Here is a 22,032-nt window from a genome sequence, read left to right on the forward strand (position 1 = left end):
CATTTTTTAATTTATTAGAGGAAAAATACTGTTCATCAAAATGTTAAATACAGAAAGAATAAAATAGCCTATATGCAAACTAACGTTAACAGAATTAGGCATCAACATAATGTTTATTTTACAAGAAAAAGCATGACGGCAGCACTAATGCGGACAAATTATGCCACACTGTACACCCGTGCCATCTGTACGGACAGAAGACCGGCACGGCACTAAAGGCAAAAAATAACCTTAAAGCATGGGCTTGTCTCAGTTTTTTTTAGTAAGTTTGCACAAAACAAACAGCCTCCGCCAAACCGGACGGCAGATAACATAAAGATAACGTAAAAAGAAAAATCAATATGCAGGAAACAAGACAAAACCGCATTGCAAGACTGTTGCAAAAAGAACTGAGCCTGATATTCCAGTCGCAGACAAGAGGCATGAGGGGCACGATGGTGAGCGTTACGCGCTGCCGCATCAGTCCCGACCTTAGCATCTGCACGGCATATCTGAGCATATTTCCGCCCGAGAAGTCGGAAGAACTGATAAAGAACATCACGGCTAACGAGAAAACCATACGCTACGAACTGGGTACGCGCGTGAGAAACCAGCTGAGAATTATCCCCGAGCTGCGCTTTTTCATCGACGACTCTCTTGATTATATCGAGCACATTGACGAGCTGCTGAAGAAATGAATTTTCCATTCTACATAGCACGCCGCTATCTCTTTTCAAAGAAGAGCACGCACGTCATCAACATCATCAGCGGCATCAGCGTCGTAGGTGTGGCCGTGGCCACAATGGCGCTGGTGGTAACTCTCAGTGTGTTCAACGGCTTTCACGACCTCGTGGCGTCGCTGCTGACATCGTTCGACCCGCAGATTGAGATTGTACCTACTAAAGGAAAGACAGCCCCGGCAGACGACCCTATACTGACAAAGATACGCAACCTGCCGCAGGTTGACGTGGCAACGGAGAGCGTGGAAGACCAGGCGATGGCCATATACAAGGGCAGGCAGGCCATGATTAAGGTGAAGGGCGTTGAGGATAACTTCAGCGAGCTGTCGCACATCAACGACATTCTGTATGGCGACGGCGAGTTTTCGCTGCATGCCGCCAATCTCCAGTTTGGCGTTGTGGGCATCCGCCTTGCCGATAACCTTGGCATGACGGCCGACTGGGACGGACAGCTGAAGATATATGCTCCGAAGCGCGAGGGACAGCTCGACTTGATGAATCCTACCGAAGGATTTGTTGAAGATTCGGTGATTTCGCCCGGTGTGGTGTTTTCCGTTAAACAAGCGCGCTACGACCGCGACTACGTATTGACTTCGATAGCATTCGCACGCAATTTGTTCGGTCAGCAGGGCATGCTCTCACAGCTTGAGATCAGACTCAAGCCGGGCAGCGATCTTGATGCCGTAAAGGCTGAGATGCAGAAAATTGCGGGCAGCAAGTATCGCGTTCTCGACCGTATGGAGCAGCAGGCTGACACGTTCAAGATTATGAAGATAGAGAAGTTTATCGCCTATATCTTCCTTACGTTCATCCTTGCCGTGGCTTGCTTCAACATCATAGGCTCGCTGTCGATGCTGATTATCGACAAGAAGAACGACGTGGTTACGCTGCGCAACATGGGTGCGAGCGACAAGCAGATAGTAAGGATATTCTTGTTTGAAGGCCGCATGATATCGGCAATCGGAGCCATACTCGGCATATTAGTCGGTCTGTTGCTGTGCTGGCTTCAGCAGGTTTACGGACTTGTTTCGCTGGGACGCAGCAGCGGCTCATTCATTGTGGATGCCTATCCGGTGAGCGTTCATCCTGAAGACATCATCATAATATTCATCACGGTGCTTGCCGTTGGCTTTGCCTCAGTGTGGTATCCCGTAAGATATTTCGCCAAAAGACTCATTCAATAAAAGATTCTACACTAAGAAAAAATAAAAAAGGAAACATGAATGTTCTGGATTTTTATACCTACATTCATGTTTCCTTTTGTTTATTGTCAATTATAAAGGTCTACTGTTATTTTATTTTTCCTGCTGTAAAGCCGGCAGCAACATTCCTTATGCGCCTCCGCGCTCGGCCCAGTCGCTCCTGTCGAGGTTACGATAGCTTATGGCTTCAGCCAGATGCTGCGGCAACACACGCTCAGAAGCCTCAAGATCGGCTATGGTGCGCGCCACTTTCAGTATGCGGTTATAGGCACGTGCCGACAGGTTTAGCCTCTCCATGGCCATGCGCAGCATCTCTATGCCGTCTTCGCCGGGCTCGGCATACTGGTGTATCATGCGCTCGCTCATCTGCGCATTGCAGTGAACTCCCTTGCATTCCCTGAATCTTTCCTCCTGTATGTGGCGAGCCTTGATAACCCTTTCGCGTATTACGTCACTGCTCTCGCCCGGTGCTGCACGAGATATGTCCTTGAAGGGCACGGGCGTTATCTCTATCTGTATGTCGATGCGGTCGAGAAGCGGACCGCTGATTTTGTTCATATAGCGCTGTATCTGTCCCGGCGTGCACACACAATGGTGGGTAGGATCGTTGTAATATCCGCACGGACACGGGTTCATCGAGGCCACAAACATGAACGAGCAGGGATATTCTATGGTGTATTTTGCTCTCGAAATGGTTATCTTGCGGTCTTCCAACGGCTGGCGCAGCATCTCAAGAGTTGACTTGTTAAACTCCGGAAGTTCGTCGGCAAAGAGCACGCCGTTGTGTGCAAGCGATATTTCTCCGGGCTGCGGATTCATTCCTCCGCCGACGAGTGCCACCTGTGATATGGTGTGATGCGGCGAACGGAACGGCCGCTGTGATATCAGCGACATGTTTTTACCCAGCTTTCCGGCAACAGAATGCACCTGCGTAGTCTCAAGACTTTCGGCCAGTGAGAGCGGAGGCAATATCGACGGAAGGCGCTTGGCCATCATTGACTTGCCGCTTCCGGGCGGACCTATCATTATCATGTTGTGGCCTCCTGCAGCCGCAACTTCCATCGCGCGCTTAACGTTTTCCTGCCCTCTAACGTCTGCAAAATCAAGTTCGAAATGGCTCTGATGCTCGTAAAACTCACGCCGCGTGTCGACAACGGTAGGCTTATAGTCGCCCTCACCGTTCAGGAAGTTCACAACATCCATTATGCTCTCCATGCCGTAGACGTCAAGGTTATTCACCACGGCAGCCTCTCTTTCGTTCTGTTTGGGCACAATCAGTCCCTTAAACTTTTCCTTGCGTGCCCTGATAGATATCGGCAAGGCACCTTTCACGGGCTGTATCATGCCGTCGAGCCCAAGCTCACCTACTATCATATACTCTGACAGCATATCTGGCTTCACCTTTCCGATAGCAGCCAGAATGCCTATTGCCAGCGGCAGGTCGTAGCTGCTGCCTTCTTTACGGAGATCGGCGGGAGCCATATTCACGGTAATGTCGGCAACGGGAAACTTTATACCATTATTCTGAAGGGCTGCCACAATACGGTCGCGGCTCTCCTTCACAGCTGTATCCGCAAGGCCGGAGAGATGATAAAGCACACCTCGCGACACGCTAACCTCAACGGTAACGGTTGTTACGTCGAGGCCATTGACGGCCGCACAATAAGTTTTTACAAGCATATATCACCAATTATCCAATTAATCTTGTGTCAATTACAAATCGAGTTAGCTGCGAAAAACCGCGCTAACTCTACAAATGTATTCATATAGCAATAATGTCTGTCGCTCAGAAACAGACAAAAGTTCATGCTGAAACTCCAACTGCCGGCATCACCAATGTCACAATTTCGCACCTCACAACAGGGTGCAGACAATGGCAAACGGCAAAAGCACAGCGTTAATTAAGCAGCACCTTGAGCTTAGTTTCAAGCTCATTGATGTTCAGGCTGCGCTCTACAATTCGTCCTTGCGCATTATATACAATGTTGTCTGCCACGCGTCCAAGGCCGAAGGTCTCAAGAAGCGGACTCTCAAACATAAGCTGATCGCATATTACAGGCGATGCCGTAGAGTCACTGCGCACAGCAAAACTGCATGTACGCTTGCTTGCATCAAGGCTTATGCCCATCAGCGCAAGTTTATTTCCATACTCATTTTTCAGTCTAAGCAGCCTGTCGCGCATGTTTCGGCTTTCATAGCTCCACTCTGCCCATGTATAGACAACGGCAACTTTACCCTGAAGATATGAAGCGGAAATATTCTTTCCGTTGATATCCTGTGCAGAGAACGACGGTATTCTGGCTCCACCCGCATTGTTTTTCATCATCTTCACATAACGCACAATGCGTGCAACCTCACCGTTCTTCGGCTGTGCCTTGTAAACTATATCAGCCAAACTTGCAGCCTTGTCAAGGTTTACATCTGGAACGAGGATAAAGTATTTCTTAAGAACATACACACTGGCAGCCGTAGCCGGATTGTTTTTCACAAAATTCTCAGCATAAGACATCTCCTCAGGAGGCGACGCCTTTACGAGCTGCTGACGGAAAGCCGTCATAAGTTCATTCTCCTTTGTACCTTCAATCTCAATTTCCTTAAGGTGTGATGCGTCACCCTTTACGGAAACAGACTTGCCCGGCTCGGCAAAGACCGGCACTTCGGAGAAGTTTGGAAATACGATGACGAGCGTGCCGCTCTCCTTGCATTGCGTCTCAAAAGTGAAGCGTCCGCCCTCAACCTTTATCGTGTCAATGCCGTCGAACACACCGTCAGGACTGTAAACATAAAACTCACCTTGGTTAAGGTTGAGTAATCGGCCATCCAAGTTGAAATAGCCTCTGCGTGTTCCGCAGGCAACCAAAACCAAGGTGAGCGTAAGATATATCAATCGCTTCATGCGTCAGCGATGTTTACTTGCTTATTTTAGCCAGCTCAAGATCGTTGTTTGCGTATGTTGCAAGTGAAGGATCTTTCTGCAGAGCGCTCTTCAGATAAGAAGAAGCTGCGCTGTCGTTGCCCTGACGAGCATTCAGGATAGCCTGCAGATAGTCTGTCATAGCGTCCTTGTTCTTGATGCTGTTCAGAGTGTTAGCTGCACCGGCATAGTTTTTGTTAAGAATCTGAGCCAAAGCAGTTGTGTTGCAGTTGATACCGTTGAGGTTCTGCTCAGCTGTAGCATAGTCACCCTTAGCGAGGTTCAGAGTACCGAGAACCTTGTTGTAGTCACCAGCTCCGTTAGCCTTAGCGATATAGTTTTCAGCCTCGCTTACGTTGCCGTTCTTCAGTGCCATCAAGCCAAGGTTAGCGTTAGTCTCAGCAGCATTGCCGTTGATTGACTGAGCCTTAGCCAGATAGTTCTTAGCTTCAGCGTCGTTGCCCTTAGCGAACTCGATAGCAGCAACGTTGTTGTAAGCACGGTAATCGTTAGGATAAACCTCGATAGTCTTCTTGTAGATAGCCTCCTGAGCGTCTACGTTGTCCTCAAGAGTAGCTGAGTAAAGAAGTTCGTCAACGCTAAGCTTTGTAGCGTCAGCCTTATACTGCTCCTTAATCTGCTCGTCGCTGCGGCCGATTGTCTCATAGTTGATGATCAGACGAGAACGACGGAGTTCAGGAAGAATACCGTCAGCGAGCTCACGGAAACCTGCAGACATGTTGCGGATCTGCTGCTCACGCTCTTCAGGATCCTGATACATAGAAAGAACTCGGAGGATTACGTCCTTGTCCTGGATGTCAGAAGCCTGAACAAGCTGCTGGAAGCCTTCCCAGTCCTGTGCAGTATATTTACCGGTAACGTCAGACTGAACCTTAGCGCTCTTAAGCTGTTTCTTAGCGTAGTCTACAGAAACATCCTGACGTTTGCTAGCCAATTTGTCGTTGAAGTCGAATCCACCATCAGGAGAAGCGTAAGCCAAAACCTCTACGTTCTTGATGTTCAGACCTTCCTTATCAGCGTTGATCTTCTTAAGCAGCTCAACAAACTCCTTAACAGAGTTGTTCTTCAGCTCGCTCTTGCGCAGGTTAGCCTGGTTGATGAGGAACTTAATCTGAGCAGCCTGTCTCTGATCTCTAACACGCTGGAATGTGTCGGGAGCGATGCAAGCGCCGCTTCCGGCGAGAGTATTCTTATAAAGTTCAGATGTAGCGATAACACCTTCAGCAACCTTAACAGCAGGAATCTCTACCTTCTTCTTCTTTTTGCCAACATAAGCATCGAAAGTCATATAAAGGTCGCTCTTCTGCATTTCGGGAACATACTTGAAGTTAGACTTCATTGTATAGTTACCTCCAGCCTTGTAAGCAATTGTCTGGTCGTTGCCCTCAACCTTTTCGCCCTGGAACTTAGCAGCCTGACCCTGTGCAGCCTGTCCGTTGCCATAACGCAGTTCGGGGATAACTGTAACCATAGCCTTTTTCTTCATGTACTTCTCGGGGAATGTACCATTGATTGTTACAGCCACCTGTCCACCTCTAGACTCGAGCGGATTAGGTGTAACATTGAAATTGTCAGCAGACAACTCTCCAAGCTTAGAAGAGCAAGAAGACAGTGCAATCACTGATGCTGCCGATAAGAATAAGATAAGATTTTTTTTCATAATGAAAGGTTTTAGATATAAGTGCCGCGAGCGGGACTCGAACCCGCACAGCCATTACTGGCCAAGGGATTTTAAGTCCCTCGTGTCTACCAATTCCACCATTGCGGCTCCACTAGAGCGGAAAACGGGACTCGGACCCGCGACCCCGACCTTGGCAAGGTCGTGCTCTACCAACTGAGCTATTTCCGCATTAGAGCAGTGCAAAGATAAGTTTATTTCTCGAAAGAGCAAACTAATTTACACATTTTAATACTCTCACTGCCCATTAATGACCGAAAGCACGCCTGTCGGGCCCGTTGTACTGCATCTGTAGCGTATAAGTTTGTCTCCGGGATCGCCGCTGGATATGATTCCGCCGTTGTTCATGTCGTACACGCGCTTGCAGCTCTTGCATGTCGCCTTGCCGGTTGTGTCCATCGTAAGTCCGTAGCGCGGCAGGTTACTCTCCTTGTAGCAGTTTGGGCACTGATTGTCGTAGGCATAGAAGATGGCCGGCGAGTTTAGGTTGCCGTAGCCCACGATAATTCCGCTCTCGTTATATGCCCCGAGGATTAGCGTGCGCTGCTCGTCGACGGCATTGAATGCCACGCGCTCGGTCTGTCCGGGAGCGGTGTTTGTGTTGAACACGAAATATCTTCCGCTCACTGCCGCATGGCAGAACACGCCTGGCGAAAGCGAATTCATGGCCGTGCCGAGCATAGGACTGCGGTTGGCGCTGTTGTCGAATATGAAGTAGCAAGAGTCGCTGCTGAACTCAAACTCGGCATCGTCGCACGACACGAAGAGTGCCAGAAGGGATATTATATAATAGGTGTACTTTTTCATTTCAGTAAGTTTTTCTCAGCATTTTCCATTTTCTCGAAGTGGAAACCGTCGAGACACTGCTCCATGAGAGCCTGTATCTTGTCGTTGCAGAGGTTTCCGATAGAGCCTTCGTGGGTGTGGTGTATGTTCTTGTCGGGCACGAACTGACCTGCCTCGATGTCGAGTCCAACCTTCTTGTAGGCGTCTCTGAAGGGCATGCCGGCAGCCGCAAGGCGGTTTACTTCCTCAACGGAGAACATGAGGTCGTACATCTTGTTGTCGAGGATGTTGCGGTTTACCTCCATCTTGTTGATGATGTAGGCAGCCATCTGCAAGCAGTCCTTAAGCTCGTCGAAAGCAGGAAGGAACGACTCCTTGATAATCTGCAGGTCGCGGAAATAGCCGCACGGCAGGTTGTTCATTATCAGCACAATCTGCTGCGGCAGCGCCTGCAGCTTGTTGCATTTGGCGCGTATCAGCTCGAACACGTCGGGATTCTTCTTGTGGGGCATGATGCTGCTGCCTGTGGTACACTCCTTCGGGAGCTTGACGAACGAGAAGTTCTGGCTGTTGAACATGCAGGCGTCGAATGCCATCTTGGCCACAGTGCCGGCTATCGACGCCATGGCAAATGCCACGTTGCGCTCTGTCTTGCCGCGCCCCATCTGAGCGTACACCACGTTATAGTTCATCGTGTCGAAGCCCAGCAGCTCGGTTGTCATGGTGCGGTTGAGCGGGAACGACGAGCCGTAGCCGGCAGCGCTGCCCAGCGGATTACGGTTGGTCATGCGCCATGCAGCCTGCAGGAAGAGCATGTCGTCGGCAAGGCTCTCGGCATAGGCTCCGAACCAAAGGCCGAACGAGCTGGGCATGGCCACCTGAAGATGGGTGTAGCCGGGCATGAGCACGTCCTTAAACTGGTTACTCTTTTCTATCAGCTCATCGAAAAGCACCTTGACGAGCATTGCGATGTCTCTGATTTCATGACGGATGAAGAGTTTAAGGTCTACCAGCACCTGGTCGTTGCGCGAGCGTCCGCTGTGAATCTTCTTGCCCATGTCGCCAAGCTTGCGCGTAAGCATGAGCTCCACCTGCGAATGAACATCCTCTACGCCGTCCTCAATGACAAACTCGCCGCGCTCGCACACGGCATAGATGTTCTTCAGTTCGGCCAGAAGTGCCTTAAGCTCGTCGCTGCCAAGCAGTCCGATCGACTCGAGCATGGTGATGTGTGCCATTGAGCCCAGCACGTCATACTTGGCCAGATACATGTCCATCTCGCGGTCGCGCCCTACGGTGAACCGCTCTATCTCTTCGTTAATTCCGTAATTTTTCTCCCAAAGTTTATTTGACATCGCAATACTAATTTTATCATAATGCCCCACTGCGGCCGGCGTCTGCGCGCCCGGCCGTAATGGGGCTGCATTTATTATATAAGGTATAAGCCCTAAACGCCGCGGCCTACTCGTAAGGAATGGCTGCCAGCGCGTCGGCAATCTTGTCAACGCCGTCCTGCAGCTTGCTGCCTATCATGGGCTTCAGGAACATGGGTATGTCGGCCTTAACCGTAACCTTCATCTTGCTTGTGGTGTCGGTTACGGGCAAGAGCTGTATCCACATGGTGAAAGGCACGGGCGAGTTGGCCGTCTCGAACTTTATGCACTTGGGTTCTTCGCGCTCGATGATGTTGAGCGTTATGCTGCCCACGGGCGGCACGCTCACCGACACGCTGTCGCGACTGAACGTCAGGTCGTTGATCTTGTCGGCCGGTATGCGGTCTTTCACCTTCTCGATGTTCTCGAGATTGCTAAGCCGCTCATAAACATTCTGCTGCGGATATGGTATCTGCTTCACTCCGCTCTCATACTTGCTGCTCATGTCTCTATTTGTGTTATCCACACCGCCGCTGTCTGCGGCGTATGTGCTGTTAGTGTTATTTCTTCCAGTTAGCAGGATCCTTGCGCCACTCGTGCAGCAGCTCTACGTCGGCCTCAGAGATATATCCTGTCTCAACAGCCTCAGCCACTACGTGCTCATAGTCGGTAAGAGTTACCAGCTCTACGCCGGCATCCTCGAACGCCTTCTGTGCAACGGGGAATCCGTAAGTGTAAGATGCAACCATACCTACCACCTCAACGCCTGCCTGGCGCAGAGCCTCAACAGCCTTAAGGCTGCTTCCGCCTGTAGATATAAGGTCTTCAACGACAACCACCTTTGCGCCTTCGGGCAGCTCACCCTCAATGAGGTTGCCCATGCCGTGGTCTTTAGCCTTGCTGCGGACATAAACGAACGGCAGACCGAGAGCATCGGCCACGAGCGCTCCCTGAGCTATGGCTCCTGTGGCAACGCCGGCAACGGCATCAGCCTGCGGGAAATGCTCAAGCACTGCATGCACAAGCTCGAGCTTCACATAGCTGCGCAGGTCAGGATACGACAGGGCCTTGCGGTTATCGCAATAGAAGGGCGACTTCCATCCCGAAGCCCATGTGAACGGATTGTTTGGCTGAAGCTTTATAGCCTTTATCTTCAGCAGCTTTGATGCAAATGCTTTTTTCAGTGTGTCCATATTTGTATTGTTTTTATTGTTTTAAATTATGCCGGGCGGCGCGCCGGCCTTCATGCCTTGTTTGCCGTCGTGCCCGGCTCACCGCCTTTTCATCCTGCAAAGTTACGTTTTTTTGGGTGCAAAACCAAATTATCCGGCCTTTTTTGCCCTAAACGTGCGCATCACGACTATGTTACGCCCCAGACACCGCTGCGCATCCGGCATCGCCGGAAAGGTAATTCAGAGCATGGTTTCCATCGTCTTTCATAACCGTCTGATATTCAACGCATTGCAAAAGGCCATGTTTTAGGCTCTAAAAGGCCGTCTTTTGCAGGCTAAAAGGTGCCCTTTTGCAACGCGAAAGGATACCTTTTAGAATACGCCCGATATTCTGTCGTCTGACAGCGTGCCGCGGCATGGGTATGTCATACACGTAGTACACCCGGCACAGGGACATAGTACACCTCATACACCTTATTATATTGCATATCGCACTACCAGCCGGCATGCCTCAGCATGGCTATTGCGGCTTCATTAGCGGTATTTTTCTTAAATTCTGTTTATATCCCCGCAATATTCAGCCACAGATTGCAAACAGACGTTAAAAATTGCACCTTAATTGCATTTTCTTGTCCAAATGCTTGGAAGTTATGTTTTATTAGTCTACATTTGCAGTGTACTAATAAACTAGTACACTATAAGACATTAACAGACAAACAATTATTGACAATTAAAGACATTAACAATTATGAGTACTATTATCACAACAGCAACAATCATGGCGATGTATCTTAACGCCGCCGGAAGCGCAAACTCGCAATATGCATATAACGCAGACATTGAGAACGGACAGGTCAGCACAATGTATGTAATGAACAAGAGCGGCAAAAGCCTCAGCGGAAAGCTGAAATACAGCTACACTTACGACGCCGCAGGACGACTGACAGCCAAGACGGCAAGCCGCTACAACAGTCTGACGGGCAAGTATGTGCCTGCCTTCCGCCTCGACTTCAGCTACACGGCCGACGGATATGCCGTTGAAAGATGCACATGGAACAGTCGCAGCAAGAGCTTCAACCGCCCTGACAGCCGCACCGAATACCGCCATGAAATGAGTAATGTGATGGCCGTTACAAACTATGAATGGAGCGACGCCGAGGGCAAGATGCTCGCCGTGGACAACATGCTTGTGATGACACAGACCGACGGCTATCTGCTGGCAAGCCTGCTGTAAGAGGAGCGCGCAGCGGCAGCAATAATCACCACCACTGCCCCATCCTTCCCATTACTTCCATCTCTCCCATTAACAACAAACACCCCATAAAATAAAAAGAAACGATATGATAGAAATAAGCAACCTTAAATACAGATATGCAGGCGCAAAGCAATATGTGTTCAACAACTTCAGCCTGTCTCTCAGCGAGAACAACATCTACGGACTGCTCGGCAAGAACGGCATGGGCAAGTCTACCCTGCTCTACCTCATCAGCGGACTGCTGCGCAAGGAGCAAGGCACGATAACCATAGACGGCATCGAGACCGACCGCCACGACCCTGCCGTGCTGAGCGAGATATTCCTCGTGCCCGAGGAGTTTGAGCTGATGCCGATGAGCCTCGACGCCTATGTCAAGATGAACGAGCCGTTCTATCCGCGCTTCAGCCGCGAGGTGCTCAACAGCTGTCTGAGCGACTTTGAGCTTACGCCCGATATCAACCTCAAGGAACTTTCCATGGGACAGAAGAAGAAGGTGTACATGAGCTTCGCCCTGGCAGCCAACACCAAGCTGCTGCTGATGGACGAGCCTACCAACGGATTAGACATTCCGTCGAAGAGCCAGTTCCGCAAGGTGGTGGCAAACAACATGAGCGACGACCGCACCATGATAATATCAACCCATCAGGTGCACGACGTTGAGTCGCTGCTCGACCACATCATGATACTCGACCACTCTGAGCTGCTGCTCAACGAGTCGGTGGCCGACATCTGCAGCAAGTACAGCTTTGAGTTCCGCTCAATGGGCGAGCCGGCCGACGACGTAATATACGCCGAGCCGTCGCTGCAGGGCAACGCCGTGATAACACGCAGACGCGAGGACGAAGACGAAACTCAGCTCAACCTCGAACTGCTCTTCAACGCCGTAACAAAGAAGCTGCTGCCGGGCGAATAACAGCCTATGCAGCGCAAGACACACATAGAATATAAGACTAAAAACGATTCAAGATGAGCAACTTTAATACAAAACGATTCATACAGACGCTCAAATGGTCGGCCATGGCCACCAAGAAAGAGATTGCAACCATAGCCGGATGCATGTTTTTCCTATACATGGTGCCGTTCATAATGTCGGTTATAAGCACACAAGGCGAGCCCGACATCGTGGCAGACGCAAGCATAGAAAACGCCACCTTGGTATGCACGTTCTTCTTCGGGGTGTACACAATGATCAGCGGATGCTGGATTATGAACAACATGAAGACCAAGGAGCAGCGCATAACGTTCAAGATGCTGCCGGCATCCGACCTCGAGAAGTTTATCGTCCGCGTACTATACATCACGGTGGTATGGATGCTTATCGGCGTCGTAGCGTTCTGTCTGGCCGACTTCTGCCGCATGCTGATTTGCTTCATATCAGGCTCTCACGGAACCTACAGCACCATACCCGACGTGCTCAACATGTGGTTTGGCCCGGCAGACACACACTCAATGCGCATGACAGCCTGGGGGCTGGACTTTATAGCAGGCGTTATGGCCGTCAATGCATGGGCATTTTGGGCTCACTCGTTCTACGTTCTGGGCGGAGCCTTCTTCCGTCGCCGCCAGTTTATACTTACCTCATGCGCTCACTTCGCGCTCGGCATACTGTCGCTGATAATAATATCCTATATTCCTTTGTCAGCCAAGGAAGGTTTGAAGTTCGTGAACACCATTGCTTATGTTTATACGGCCGTCGCCATAATGGTCGGTCTGCTAAACTGGTGGCTGACCTACAGGCTGTTCAAGCGCTCGCAAGTTATCAACAATAAATGGATCAATCTATGAGCAATTTCAACTATAGCCGTTTCGGCATCACATTCAGATGGATTGAGCGATACTCACGCAATACAATGATAAGAGTATTGTTCCTCGCTCTCGCAGTATATCTGTTTATTCTTCTGATGAACACCGTCACTGCAAGCTACAAAGGCATTCCGGCCGACATGCAGCAGCTTACGCTGATAAGGGCGATAAGAAGCTGCGGCATGGCCTACTTCTTCTGGGTTATCATCAGCGGAACATGGTTTTGTCAGAACATCAAGACCAAGCAGCAGCGCATAACGGTAAAGATGCTGCCGGCAACAGCCCTTGAGAAGTTTCTCTCTCACATGGCATGGCTCGCCATACAGCTTATAGGCATGGCCCTGATGTTCTGCCTTGCCGACGTGATACGCGTGGCGCTGTTCGCCGCATTGGGACTCGACTGGATACAATGGGGCATCCCTGTGTTCTTCAACATAAGCCGCGTGGCCGGCGACATGTACATCCTTGGCGTCAAGTCGGCAGCCGTCTATGCGGCATGTGCGGCATGGCTGCTTTGGGCACAGTCGCTCTATGTTCTCGGAAGCATATTGCTAAACCGCTACAATAGCGTCATCGTCTCAGCCATACACGTCATACTCATCGTTGCACTGGTATGGATTGTATCCAAATCCAGCAGCGGTACGGCAACAGCAGATATTACAATGACGGCAGAAACCGCGGCATATACAGCAATGACGGCATTCGCCCTATTGGGCATATTCAACTGGGTTATGGCCTACAGGCTATACAGCCGCATGCAGGTGATAAACAACAAACTGATTAATTTATGAAGTTCAACAACGACAAAGCCATATACGTACAGATAGCAGACCGCCTTTGCGACGAGATTCTGACCGGTAAGTATAACGACGACGAGCGCATTCCGAGCGTACGCGAATATGCCGTGCTGCTCGAGGTGAACACTAACACCGCCGTAAAGTCGTATGATCTTCTGGCATCCGCCGGCATAATATACAACAGGCGAGGACTGGGCTACTTTGTAACGAAGGGAGCCAAGGACATGATTCTGCAGGAAAGGCGCGAACAGTTTATGGAAGAAAAGCTGCCCGAACTGTTCCGCAACATGGAGATGCTCGGCATAACAATAGCCGACATAAGCGAAGCCTGGGACAAAAGAGGCTGACAAACATCATGCGTGCCACGGCAAGCGGCAGGCGCACTGGCCGCCGGGAACGGGCATACCGCCACTCTCTCTAACCATCGAAAAACCACAATTGACGGTATCGCCGACACCTGCACACGTTTGCCGGGGCATCGCATGAAAAAAAACATTGCTCATGATGCAACCTGAAACCAGGTTATTACGTCTAATGATATAAAAGGAAAATACAATGATACATCTGAAGGACATCAACAAGACCTACAATAACGGACAGCCGCTGCACGTGCTCAAGGGCATCAACCTAGACATAGAGCAGGGCGAGTTTGTGTCTATCATGGGGGCGTCGGGCTCGGGCAAGTCCACGCTGCTCAACATTCTGGGCATTCTCGACAACTACGACTCGGGCGAATACACCCTGGCAGGCACGCTGATAAAGGATCTGTCGGAGACGCGCGCCGCCGAATACCGCAACCGCATGATAGGCTTCATCTTCCAGTCGTTCAACCTCATTGCCTTCAAGACTGCCGTTGAGAACGTCGAGCTGCCGCTGTTTTATCAGGGCGTCGGCCGCAGGCAGCGCCACCGCATGGCGATGGAGTATCTCGAAAGGCTCGGGCTGGAGCAGTGGGCAAACCACTATCCCAACGAGATGTCGGGCGGACAGAAGCAGCGCGTGGCCATAGCAAGGGCACTGATAACCAAGCCGCAGATTATTCTTGCCGACGAACCTACCGGTGCGCTTGACTCAAAGACCAGCGTGGAGGTGATGAAGCTGCTGAAGAAGCTCAACGAGGACGACGGCATGACCATTGTTGTGGTTACTCACGAGAGCGGCGTTGCCAACGAGACCAACAAGATTGTGCATATAAAAGACGGTCTGATAGGCAACATAGAGACCAACTTCGACCATCACGCTTCGCCGTTCGGCATCGACGGAATGATGAAGTAACACGGCGCAATGCGCTTGAAATGGCGGTCTGACGGCTGCCTGAACAATTAATGAAAAACATTCAATGACAATAACATGAGAGACGTTTTAGCTGAGATATGGAGCACCGTAAGGCGCAACAAGCTGCGCACCGCGCTTACAGGCTTTGCCGTGGCGTGGGGCATCTTCATGATTATCTTCCTGCTCGGAGCCGGCAACGGGCTCATCAACGCCCAGAAAATACAGAGCGACAGGTTTCTCGACAACTCGATGATGGTGGGCGCGGGATATACGTCGAAGGCTTACGACGGTCTGAAAGAAGGCCGGCGCATAACCCTCAACGACAAAGACAAGGCCCTGACCGACCAAAGCTACAAGCAATATGTGGAGGACACCGGAGCCGAACTGCAGCAAAGCGGCATAACGCTTACAAAGGACGCCAACTACGTGAGCGTCACTCTGTCGGGCGTTTATCCCAACGAGGTGAAGATAAACAAGAAGGAGATGCTCTACGGCAGGTTTATCAACCAGATCGACATAGAGCAGTCGCGCAAGTCGCTCGTGCTGAGTGAGGACGACGCAAAGGAGCTTTTGCCCGGCGACGTGAGCAATCTCGTCGGCCAGTATGTCAACGTCGGCGACATGGCTTTCCGCGTGGTGGGCATCTACGAGGCCGACAAGAGCGGCATGAACAGAGGAGCGTTCATCCCGTTCACCACATTCCGCACCATATACAACAAAGGCGACGAGGTTGGCAACATCGTTTTCTCCTTCCACGGACTTGAGACAGAGAAGGACAACGAGGAGTTTGAGACACAATACAGGGCACGCATCAACGGCAATCACCGCGCCGCTCCCGACGACGAAGGTGCCGTGTGGATATGGAACCGCTTCACACAGAACATGCAGATGAACAAGGGCATTGGCATAATACAGACCGCCCTGTGGATAATAGGTCTGTTCACGCTGCTCAGCGGCATCGTAGGCGTGAGCAACATCATGCTGATAACCGTCAAGGAGCGCACCCGCGAGTTCGGCATACGCAAGGCCATCGGAGCCAAGCCGCTGTCGATATTGCGCCTGATTATCACCGAGAGCATCATCATCACCACCTTCTTCGGCTACATTGGCATGGTGCTGGGCGTGGCTGCCAACGCATATATGGACGCTACGATAGGCCGGATGAAGGTAGACAGCGGACTGTTTGAAGCCACGATGTTCTACAATCCCACTGTCGGCATCGGCACATGCATATCGGCTACGGTAGTGATGATCGTTGCCGGAACGCTTGCCGGACTGATTCCTGCACGCAAAGCTGCCAAGATAAGACCTATCGAAGCACTGAGAGCGGAATAAGTTTTTTAATTCATAATTCACAATTCATAATGCATAATAGGGATGAGGGCAATTCATAATTAATAATTCACAATTCATAATTGTGGATGAACGAAAGCCGCAAAAGCATGTTTTCTTAATTCTTAATTCATAATTCTTAATTAGAAAAGATGAGATTTGACATAGACCGTTACCGCGAGATTCTCGACACGCTTACGAGAAACAAGAGTCGCAGCTTCCTTACCGGATTCGGCGTGTTCTGGGGCGTGTTCATGCTTGTGTCGCTTCTCGGAGGAGGACAAGGACTGAAAGAGTTGCTGCAGAAAAACTTTGAAGGCTTTGCCACCAACTCGGCGATAATATGGGCACAGCCCACCACCAAGCCTTATGCCGGATTCCGCAAAGGGCGCCAGTGGAGCATGGTTTACAAAGATGTGGAGCGCCTCAAGCAGCAGGTGCCCGAGCTCGAAGTTGTCTCGCCGGTGCTGTCCCACTGGGGAGGCAGCGCCACCTTCAGCGACAAGAAGTCGTCGTGCTCAATGAAAGGCCTGCTGCCGAACTATCAGGAGGTGGAAGCGCCCAAGATGTACTACGGCCGCTACCTAAACGACATGGACATTAAGCAGAACCGCAAGGTGTGCGTTATAGGCAAGAAGGTTTATAAAGACCTGTTTCCGGGCGGCGGCGATCCGTGCGGAAAGATGATATGCGTAGACAAGATCTATTATGACGTGGTAGGCGTCGACTACAGTTCGGGCAACATGAACATCAACGGACGCACAGAGGAGTCAGTAGTGGTGCCGCTGACATTGATGCAGAAGGCCTACAACCTCGGCGACAGCGTCCACATGATATGCGTAACGGCAAAGCCGGGCATAACCATGAACAGCATATCCGACAAGATGAGAAGCGTGGTGGCACACGCCCACCAGATTGACCCTGCCGACGAAAAAGGCATCATGGTGTTCAACACCGAGGTGCTCTTCGGCATGCTCGACAATCTTTTCAACGGCGTAAACTTCCTCATCCTGCTCGTCGGCATAGGCACACTGCTCGCCGGAGCCATCGGCGTGAGCAACATCATGATGGTTACGGTGCGCGAGCGCACAACAGAGATAGGCATACGGCGAGCCATAGGAGCCACGCCGCGCAACATTCTCGGACAGATAATAACCGAGAGCGTCATACTTACGGCCGTGGCGGGCATGAGCGGCATACTGTTCTCCGTGATAATACTCGAAATGCTTGAACTCGGCAACACGTCCGACGGCATCGTGACAGCCCACTTCCAGGTGAAGTTCTGGACTGCCATTGGCGCCATCGTCCTGCTCAGCATTCTCGGCGTGCTGGCCGGCCTTGCTCCGGCTGCAAGGGCAATGAGCATAAAGCCGGTGGACGCCATGAGAGACGAATAGGCACACACGGCCATGATGACAACAGCCCGTATTGCAAAAAGATAAATCACTGATAAAAAAGAAACAAATAATTTAAAACCATACTGAACATGAAGAAGTATTTTAAGTTCATTGTCGCAGCACTTATCGTTCTGATATTCATCGGAACATTCGTGTTCCTTTACCAAAAGTCGCAGCCCAAGCCGCTGACTTATGGAGAGTTTACTCCAAAGTTTACTGACATCTACAAGACCACGGTCATAACTGGCACGATAGAGCCACGCGACGAGGTGGAGGTGAAGCCGCAGATAAGCGGTATCATCACCGAGATTTACAAGGAGGCCGGCGACATGGTCAAGGCCGGTGAGGTGATAGCCAAGGTGAAGGTCATTCCCGACATGAGCCAGCTAAGCTCTGCCGAAAGCCGCGTACGCCTTGCCGACATCAACCTTAAGCAGGCTGAAATAGACTTCCAGCGCGAGAAGGGACTCTACGACAAGCAGCTCGTGAGCGCCGACGAATACGACAAAGTGCGCCAGACGCTCAATCAGGCTAAAGAGGAAAAGGCAGCTGCCATTGACGCCCTCGAGGTGGTACGCGACGGTGTGTCGCGCAGCAATGCCAGTGCAAGCAGCACGCTCATACGCTCAACCATCAGCGGACTTATACTCGACATTCCTGTAAAGGTGGGCAACTCGGTAATCCTGAGCAACACTTTCAACGACGGAACCACCATTGCATCGGTTGCCGACATGGGCGACCTTATATTTAAGGGCAACATCGACGAGACCGAAGTGGGACAACTCGTAACCGGCATGGAAATGAAGATTACCATTGGCGCACTGCAGAACCTGAAGTTCAACGCACAGCTCGAATACATTTCGCCGAAGGCAACAGAGAACAACGGAGCCAACCAGTTTGAGATAAAGGCCGCCGTAAGCGTGCCTGAAGGCAACAAGATACGTTCGGGCTACAGCGCCAACGCCGAGATAGTGCTGGCAAGTGCGAAGAACGTGCTGACCGTGCCCGAAAGCGCCATAGAGTTCAGTGGCTCAGACACCTTTGTCTACATCGTAAAGGGCAGCGGCGAGGACAAGACCTACGAGCGCAGGAAGGTTACCACCGGACTGAGCGACGGCGTGAACATACAGATAAAGAGCGGCCTGTCGGCCAAAGACCGTGTGCGCGGACCTAAGAAGGTTACCGATGACGGTGCAGACGAATAAAACTAACCAAAAAGCTCATTTTACATGAAAACCATAATAACCTCAATAGCTCTCATGGCAGCAACCGCCGCCGGAGCGCAGACTGAGCAGGCTGCACAGGGATGGTCGCTGCGCCAGTGCATCAGCTATGCCCTTGAGCACAACATCACCGTGAAGCAGCAGGACGTTACCAAGCAGCAGCGCGAGATAGACCTCAACACGGCAAAGAACAGCCGTCTGCCCGACCTCAACGGCTCGGCATCACAAAACTGGTCGTTCGGACGCGGTCTGACATCAGAGAACACCTACTCTGACACCAACACCAGCAGCACGTCTTTCTCGCTGGGCACAAGCGTGCCGCTGTTCAGCGGACTGAAGATTCCGCGCACCATAGAGCTCAACAAGCTCAACCTTGAAGCAGCCACGGCCGACATGGAAAAGGCGCGCAACGACATCAGCGTGCAGGTGGCACAGGCATACGTGCAGATTCTCTATGACCTGGAGATGCGCGACGTGGCACAGCGCCAGATTTCAATAGACTCAATGCAAGTAGTAAGGCTCAAGGAGATGTACCGCAACGGCAAGGCAAGCGGCGTTGACGTGGCACAACAGGAAGCCACACTGGCCCAAAGCCGACTGACATACACACAGGCCGACAACGACTACCGGCTGGCACTGCTCGCCCTGACACAACTGCTGGAACTGCCCTCGCCCGAGGGTTTCGCCATAATTCGTCCCGATGCCGGCGGCATTGATCCGTCGGCCGGGGCAGTTCCCCCGTCGCCCGACGAGATTTATCAGGAGGCCATCACCTTCAAGCCCGAAATAAAGGCTGAACTCTACAGGCTGAAAAGCACCGAGATGAACATCAAGATAGCCCAAAGCGCCCTGCTGCCCACGCTGTCGCTTAACGCCGGCATAGGTTCAAACTATTACAAGACAAGCGGATTCAAAGCCGAAAGCTTCGGCAGACAGATGCGCAACAACTTCAGCCAATATATAGGTCTGAGCCTCAACGTACCGATATTCAACCGCTTCGCCACACGCAACAGCATACGCTCGGCAAAGCTTGAACGCGAAACTCAGCAGCTTCAGCTCGACAACGTAAGGAAAAACCTGTATAAGGAGATACAGCAGGCCTACTATAACACCATTGCCGCACGCGCCAAATACGAAAGCAGCATGGAGGCCAGCCGCAGCAACAAGGCAGCCTTCGACCTCATGTCGGCAAAATATGAATACGGCAAGGCCAACATCACAGAGTTTAACGAGGCAAAGAACAACTGGCTGAAGGCCGAAAGCGACCTTGTGATAGCCAAATACGAATATGTCTACGACACAAGCCTCATCGACTTCTACCGCGGCAAGGAGCTCGACTTCTGAAATTAATTCCTAATATACCGTTATGGCCAAGCAGTAATCAGACAAAGACGGTCTGCACTGCACGCCCAAAACATCAATACCTCTGCAAAAGTTAAGGCAATACTGCCGGCAGAACCTTTGCAGAGGTATTTTTTATCCCATTAATGACGCCAAACAGTGCGAATACAAAAAAGTGCCATATCAAACTTTCATCCGAAAGTATTGATATGGCACTCAAATTATTTTAATCAGTCATTCAGGAATAAGCCGTCATCCTAAACGACAATAATGCAAGAGTCGTCTTATTATTTTACAACCTTAACAGCCTTGCTTGTTCCGTCAGCATACTTCATAACCATGATGCCTGCACCCTTCTGGATGTTGCTTATGCGGCGGCCAGAGAGGTCGAAATATTCTGTAGAAACAACGTCCTTGTTCACACCGTCATTAACAACGTTTTCAACGCCTGCTGTACCAGCCTTTGCAATCTTGCTGTTCTTGTGGCTAGTTGAGAAACCAATACCCTGCTGAGAAGCAAAAGCGTCAATCAGATCATAATTGCTGTCCTGAACATATGAATCGCTTGCAGCGTCATATGTAAAGTCGATATTGCCATCATAAAGCTGATTGCCAGACAATTTAGCCAATATTATGTCGTCTGCAAGTGTCTGGAACAGAGGGAATGTGAGTGCAGACTCGGTGTAAACAGCACAAGTCCATGCTGTAGAATAGTCAGCGAGAATGTTACCCTGATTATCTTCCATCTTTTCTGTGAAAAGACCGTTTACATAGCATACTTCCTGATTACCCAAGTTAAGGTTAATCATAGATACAGTGCCTTCATGATTCTTTCCGTCATAATCTGTATATGAATAATTATGAGTAGTAGGTGCCGGGAAATACTCTGCAGGAATATAATTTAAGCTACCAGCGATTGTATAGTATCCATTATAAGTGTCGTCAGTAATTGCCAGATAGCTGTCCTGATAATCCTTAGCATAAATCTGTCCTGTTGCTTTATCATAAGTGAGCACTAACGGATTCTCCTTATCAAAAGTAACATTGCCAGACTGATCAACATGTGCTCTGCACAAGAAGACTTCAGAACCCTGAATTGAGCCTATTTTCTGGCAGTTGTCAATGGTTATCTCTGTGCCGGCAGCATTGAGTGTTCCTGTTATCTTTGCATCAGGAAAAATGCTGGCGTATAACATATTGGAGAAAGTAACCTTGCCGTCATTTCCAAACTCAACATCGGCAGCCACATGGAATCTTGTTGAAAATCCTATATTATAGGCACAATCAACATAATCAAGATAATAGTTTGACGCATTCTTTTCAGCTGCATTGGCTTTTGCCTTTGCCATACCTGTAGAAATTCTTGTGGTCTGTGCCTTTGTTACAGTCCTCTCAGTCAAAGGATTAACGTCTACTTTTGTCATCTTTTTCAAAGGTGACTGTGCAAACATACTCACTGAAACGAACATTGCTGCTACGAGTAAAAATTTTTTCATAATAATTAATGATTTAAGTTAATAAATAAGAGCTTTTTTAAAAGTGCTGCCAAATATAATAATTATTTGCCAAAGAACAACAAGCTTATATAGTTTTAATTATTTTTTATACTTATTCGACCAGTTTTTTATACAAATTTATCAGTACGGCATTGAAGTTTATACAAAACCAGACTTCATCGTAAACATACAGAATCAGCCTAAAATATCATTATTTTGGATAAAATAACAGGAAAGATATAATAAAC

At 50.1% G+C, this 22,032-nt stretch carries 20 protein-coding genes and 2 tRNA genes; 12 read left to right on the forward strand and 10 right to left on the reverse strand.

Annotation, left to right across the window (positions count from 1 at the left end; translation table 11 throughout):
* Positions 1 to 341 precede the first annotated feature (341 nt).
* Entirely contained in the window at positions 342 to 677 is a 336-nt protein-coding gene (rbfA, locus tag ACU52_RS12015) for a 30S ribosome-binding factor RbfA (protein ID WP_021854376.1), read from the forward strand.
* A complete protein-coding gene (locus tag ACU52_RS12020; RefSeq protein ID WP_021854375.1) occupies positions 674 to 1,903 on the forward strand; it encodes an FtsX-like permease family protein in 1,230 nt (409 codons plus the stop codon). Before rbfA ends, ACU52_RS12020 begins: the two co-directional genes overlap by 4 nt.
* A 147-nt stretch (positions 1,904 to 2,050) precedes the next feature.
* Here the strand turns inward: ACU52_RS12020 and ACU52_RS12025 are convergent, their stop codons facing one another.
* From ACU52_RS12025 to pyrE, 9 genes are all read right to left on the reverse strand, one after another.
* Positions 2,051 to 3,601 carry a YifB family Mg chelatase-like AAA ATPase gene (locus tag ACU52_RS12025; protein ID WP_053398960.1) on the reverse strand — a complete coding sequence of 517 codons (1,551 nt, stop codon included), beginning with the start codon at positions 3,599 to 3,601 and terminating at the stop codon, positions 2,051 to 2,053.
* Between the two features lie 217 nt (positions 3,602 to 3,818).
* Entirely contained in the window at positions 3,819 to 4,817 is a 999-nt protein-coding gene (locus ACU52_RS12030) for a DUF4369 domain-containing protein (protein ID WP_021854373.1), read from the reverse strand.
* A 13-nt stretch (positions 4,818 to 4,830) separates the two neighbouring features.
* A complete protein-coding gene (locus tag ACU52_RS12035; RefSeq protein WP_021854372.1) occupies positions 4,831 to 6,516 on the reverse strand; it encodes a hypothetical protein in 1,686 nt (561 codons plus the stop codon).
* A gap of 22 nt (positions 6,517 to 6,538) precedes the next feature.
* Positions 6,539 to 6,624: transfer RNA gene (locus tag ACU52_RS12040), tRNA-Leu, on the reverse strand.
* An 8-nt stretch (positions 6,625 to 6,632) separates the two neighbouring features.
* A tRNA-Gly gene (locus ACU52_RS12045) sits at positions 6,633 to 6,705 on the reverse strand.
* A gap of 66 nt (positions 6,706 to 6,771) precedes the next feature.
* Positions 6,772 to 7,341 carry a hypothetical protein gene (locus ACU52_RS12050; RefSeq protein WP_053398961.1) on the reverse strand — a complete coding sequence of 190 codons (570 nt, stop codon included), beginning with the start codon at positions 7,339 to 7,341 and terminating at the stop codon, positions 6,772 to 6,774.
* Positions 7,338 to 8,675 (reverse strand): argininosuccinate lyase, encoded by a 1,338-nt coding sequence (gene argH / locus ACU52_RS12055; protein WP_053398962.1) that lies wholly within the window; start codon positions 8,673 to 8,675, stop codon positions 7,338 to 7,340. The genes ACU52_RS12050 and argH overlap by 4 nt, the downstream gene beginning before the upstream one ends.
* Before the next feature lie 106 nt (positions 8,676 to 8,781).
* The gene (locus ACU52_RS12060) at positions 8,782 to 9,198 is read right to left on the reverse strand and encodes an SRPBCC family protein (protein ID WP_021854369.1); all 417 of its coding nucleotides are present in this window, start codon (positions 9,196 to 9,198) and stop codon (positions 8,782 to 8,784) included.
* 55 nt (positions 9,199 to 9,253) lie between these two features.
* Positions 9,254 to 9,886 carry an orotate phosphoribosyltransferase gene (pyrE, locus tag ACU52_RS12065; RefSeq protein WP_021854368.1) on the reverse strand — a complete coding sequence of 211 codons (633 nt, stop codon included), beginning with the start codon at positions 9,884 to 9,886 and terminating at the stop codon, positions 9,254 to 9,256.
* A 724-nt stretch (positions 9,887 to 10,610) separates the two neighbouring features.
* Here pyrE and ACU52_RS12070 point away from each other — a divergent pair.
* The 10 genes from ACU52_RS12070 to ACU52_RS12115 all read left to right on the forward strand — a co-directional run bounded on the left by ACU52_RS12070 (position 10,611) and on the right by ACU52_RS12115 (position 20,291).
* Positions 10,611 to 11,099, forward strand: coding sequence for a DUF3836 domain-containing protein (locus tag ACU52_RS12070; protein ID WP_262503071.1), 489 nt, complete (start codon positions 10,611 to 10,613; stop codon positions 11,097 to 11,099).
* Positions 11,100 to 11,205: 106 nt separating this feature from the next.
* Positions 11,206 to 12,033 (forward strand): ABC transporter ATP-binding protein, encoded by an 828-nt coding sequence (locus tag ACU52_RS12075; protein ID WP_053398964.1) that lies wholly within the window; start codon positions 11,206 to 11,208, stop codon positions 12,031 to 12,033.
* Between the two features lie 53 nt (positions 12,034 to 12,086).
* Positions 12,087 to 12,905 carry a hypothetical protein gene (locus tag ACU52_RS12080; protein ID WP_053398965.1) on the forward strand — a complete coding sequence of 273 codons (819 nt, stop codon included), beginning with the start codon at positions 12,087 to 12,089 and terminating at the stop codon, positions 12,903 to 12,905.
* Positions 12,902 to 13,714 carry a hypothetical protein gene (locus ACU52_RS12085; protein ID WP_053398966.1) on the forward strand — a complete coding sequence of 271 codons (813 nt, stop codon included), beginning with the start codon at positions 12,902 to 12,904 and terminating at the stop codon, positions 13,712 to 13,714. Before ACU52_RS12080 ends, ACU52_RS12085 begins: the two co-directional genes overlap by 4 nt.
* On the forward strand, positions 13,711 to 14,067 hold the full coding sequence (locus ACU52_RS12090) for a GntR family transcriptional regulator (RefSeq protein ID WP_053398967.1): 357 nt from the start codon (positions 13,711 to 13,713) through the stop codon (positions 14,065 to 14,067). Before ACU52_RS12085 ends, ACU52_RS12090 begins: the two co-directional genes overlap by 4 nt.
* Before the next feature lie 208 nt (positions 14,068 to 14,275).
* Positions 14,276 to 14,995: an ABC transporter ATP-binding protein gene (locus tag ACU52_RS12095; protein ID WP_021854361.1), complete on the forward strand. Its 720-nt coding sequence runs from the start codon at positions 14,276 to 14,278 to the stop codon at positions 14,993 to 14,995.
* 75 nt (positions 14,996 to 15,070) lie between these two features.
* Positions 15,071 to 16,330, forward strand: a complete 1,260-nt coding sequence (locus ACU52_RS12100; RefSeq protein ID WP_021854360.1) for an ABC transporter permease — start codon at positions 15,071 to 15,073, stop codon at positions 16,328 to 16,330.
* Positions 16,331 to 16,479: 149 nt separating this feature from the next.
* Positions 16,480 to 17,724, forward strand: a complete 1,245-nt coding sequence (locus ACU52_RS12105; protein ID WP_021854359.1) for an ABC transporter permease — start codon at positions 16,480 to 16,482, stop codon at positions 17,722 to 17,724.
* Positions 17,725 to 17,813: 89 nt separating this feature from the next.
* Positions 17,814 to 18,929, forward strand: coding sequence for an efflux RND transporter periplasmic adaptor subunit (locus tag ACU52_RS12110; RefSeq protein ID WP_053398968.1), 1,116 nt, complete (start codon positions 17,814 to 17,816; stop codon positions 18,927 to 18,929).
* Between the two features lie 24 nt (positions 18,930 to 18,953).
* Entirely contained in the window at positions 18,954 to 20,291 is a 1,338-nt protein-coding gene (locus ACU52_RS12115; RefSeq protein WP_082335279.1) for a TolC family protein, read from the forward strand.
* Between the two features lie 284 nt (positions 20,292 to 20,575).
* On the opposite strand, the gene ACU52_RS12120 is transcribed toward ACU52_RS12115, so the two are convergent.
* Complete coding sequence (locus ACU52_RS12120) at positions 20,576 to 21,784, reverse strand: hypothetical protein (protein ID WP_147630869.1); 1,209 nt, start codon at positions 21,782 to 21,784, stop codon at positions 20,576 to 20,578.
* Positions 21,785 to 22,032 lie beyond the last annotated feature (248 nt).

Source organism: Xylanibacter rarus, from assembly GCF_001275135.1.
Lineage (GTDB): Bacteria > Bacteroidota > Bacteroidia > Bacteroidales > Bacteroidaceae > Prevotella > Prevotella rara.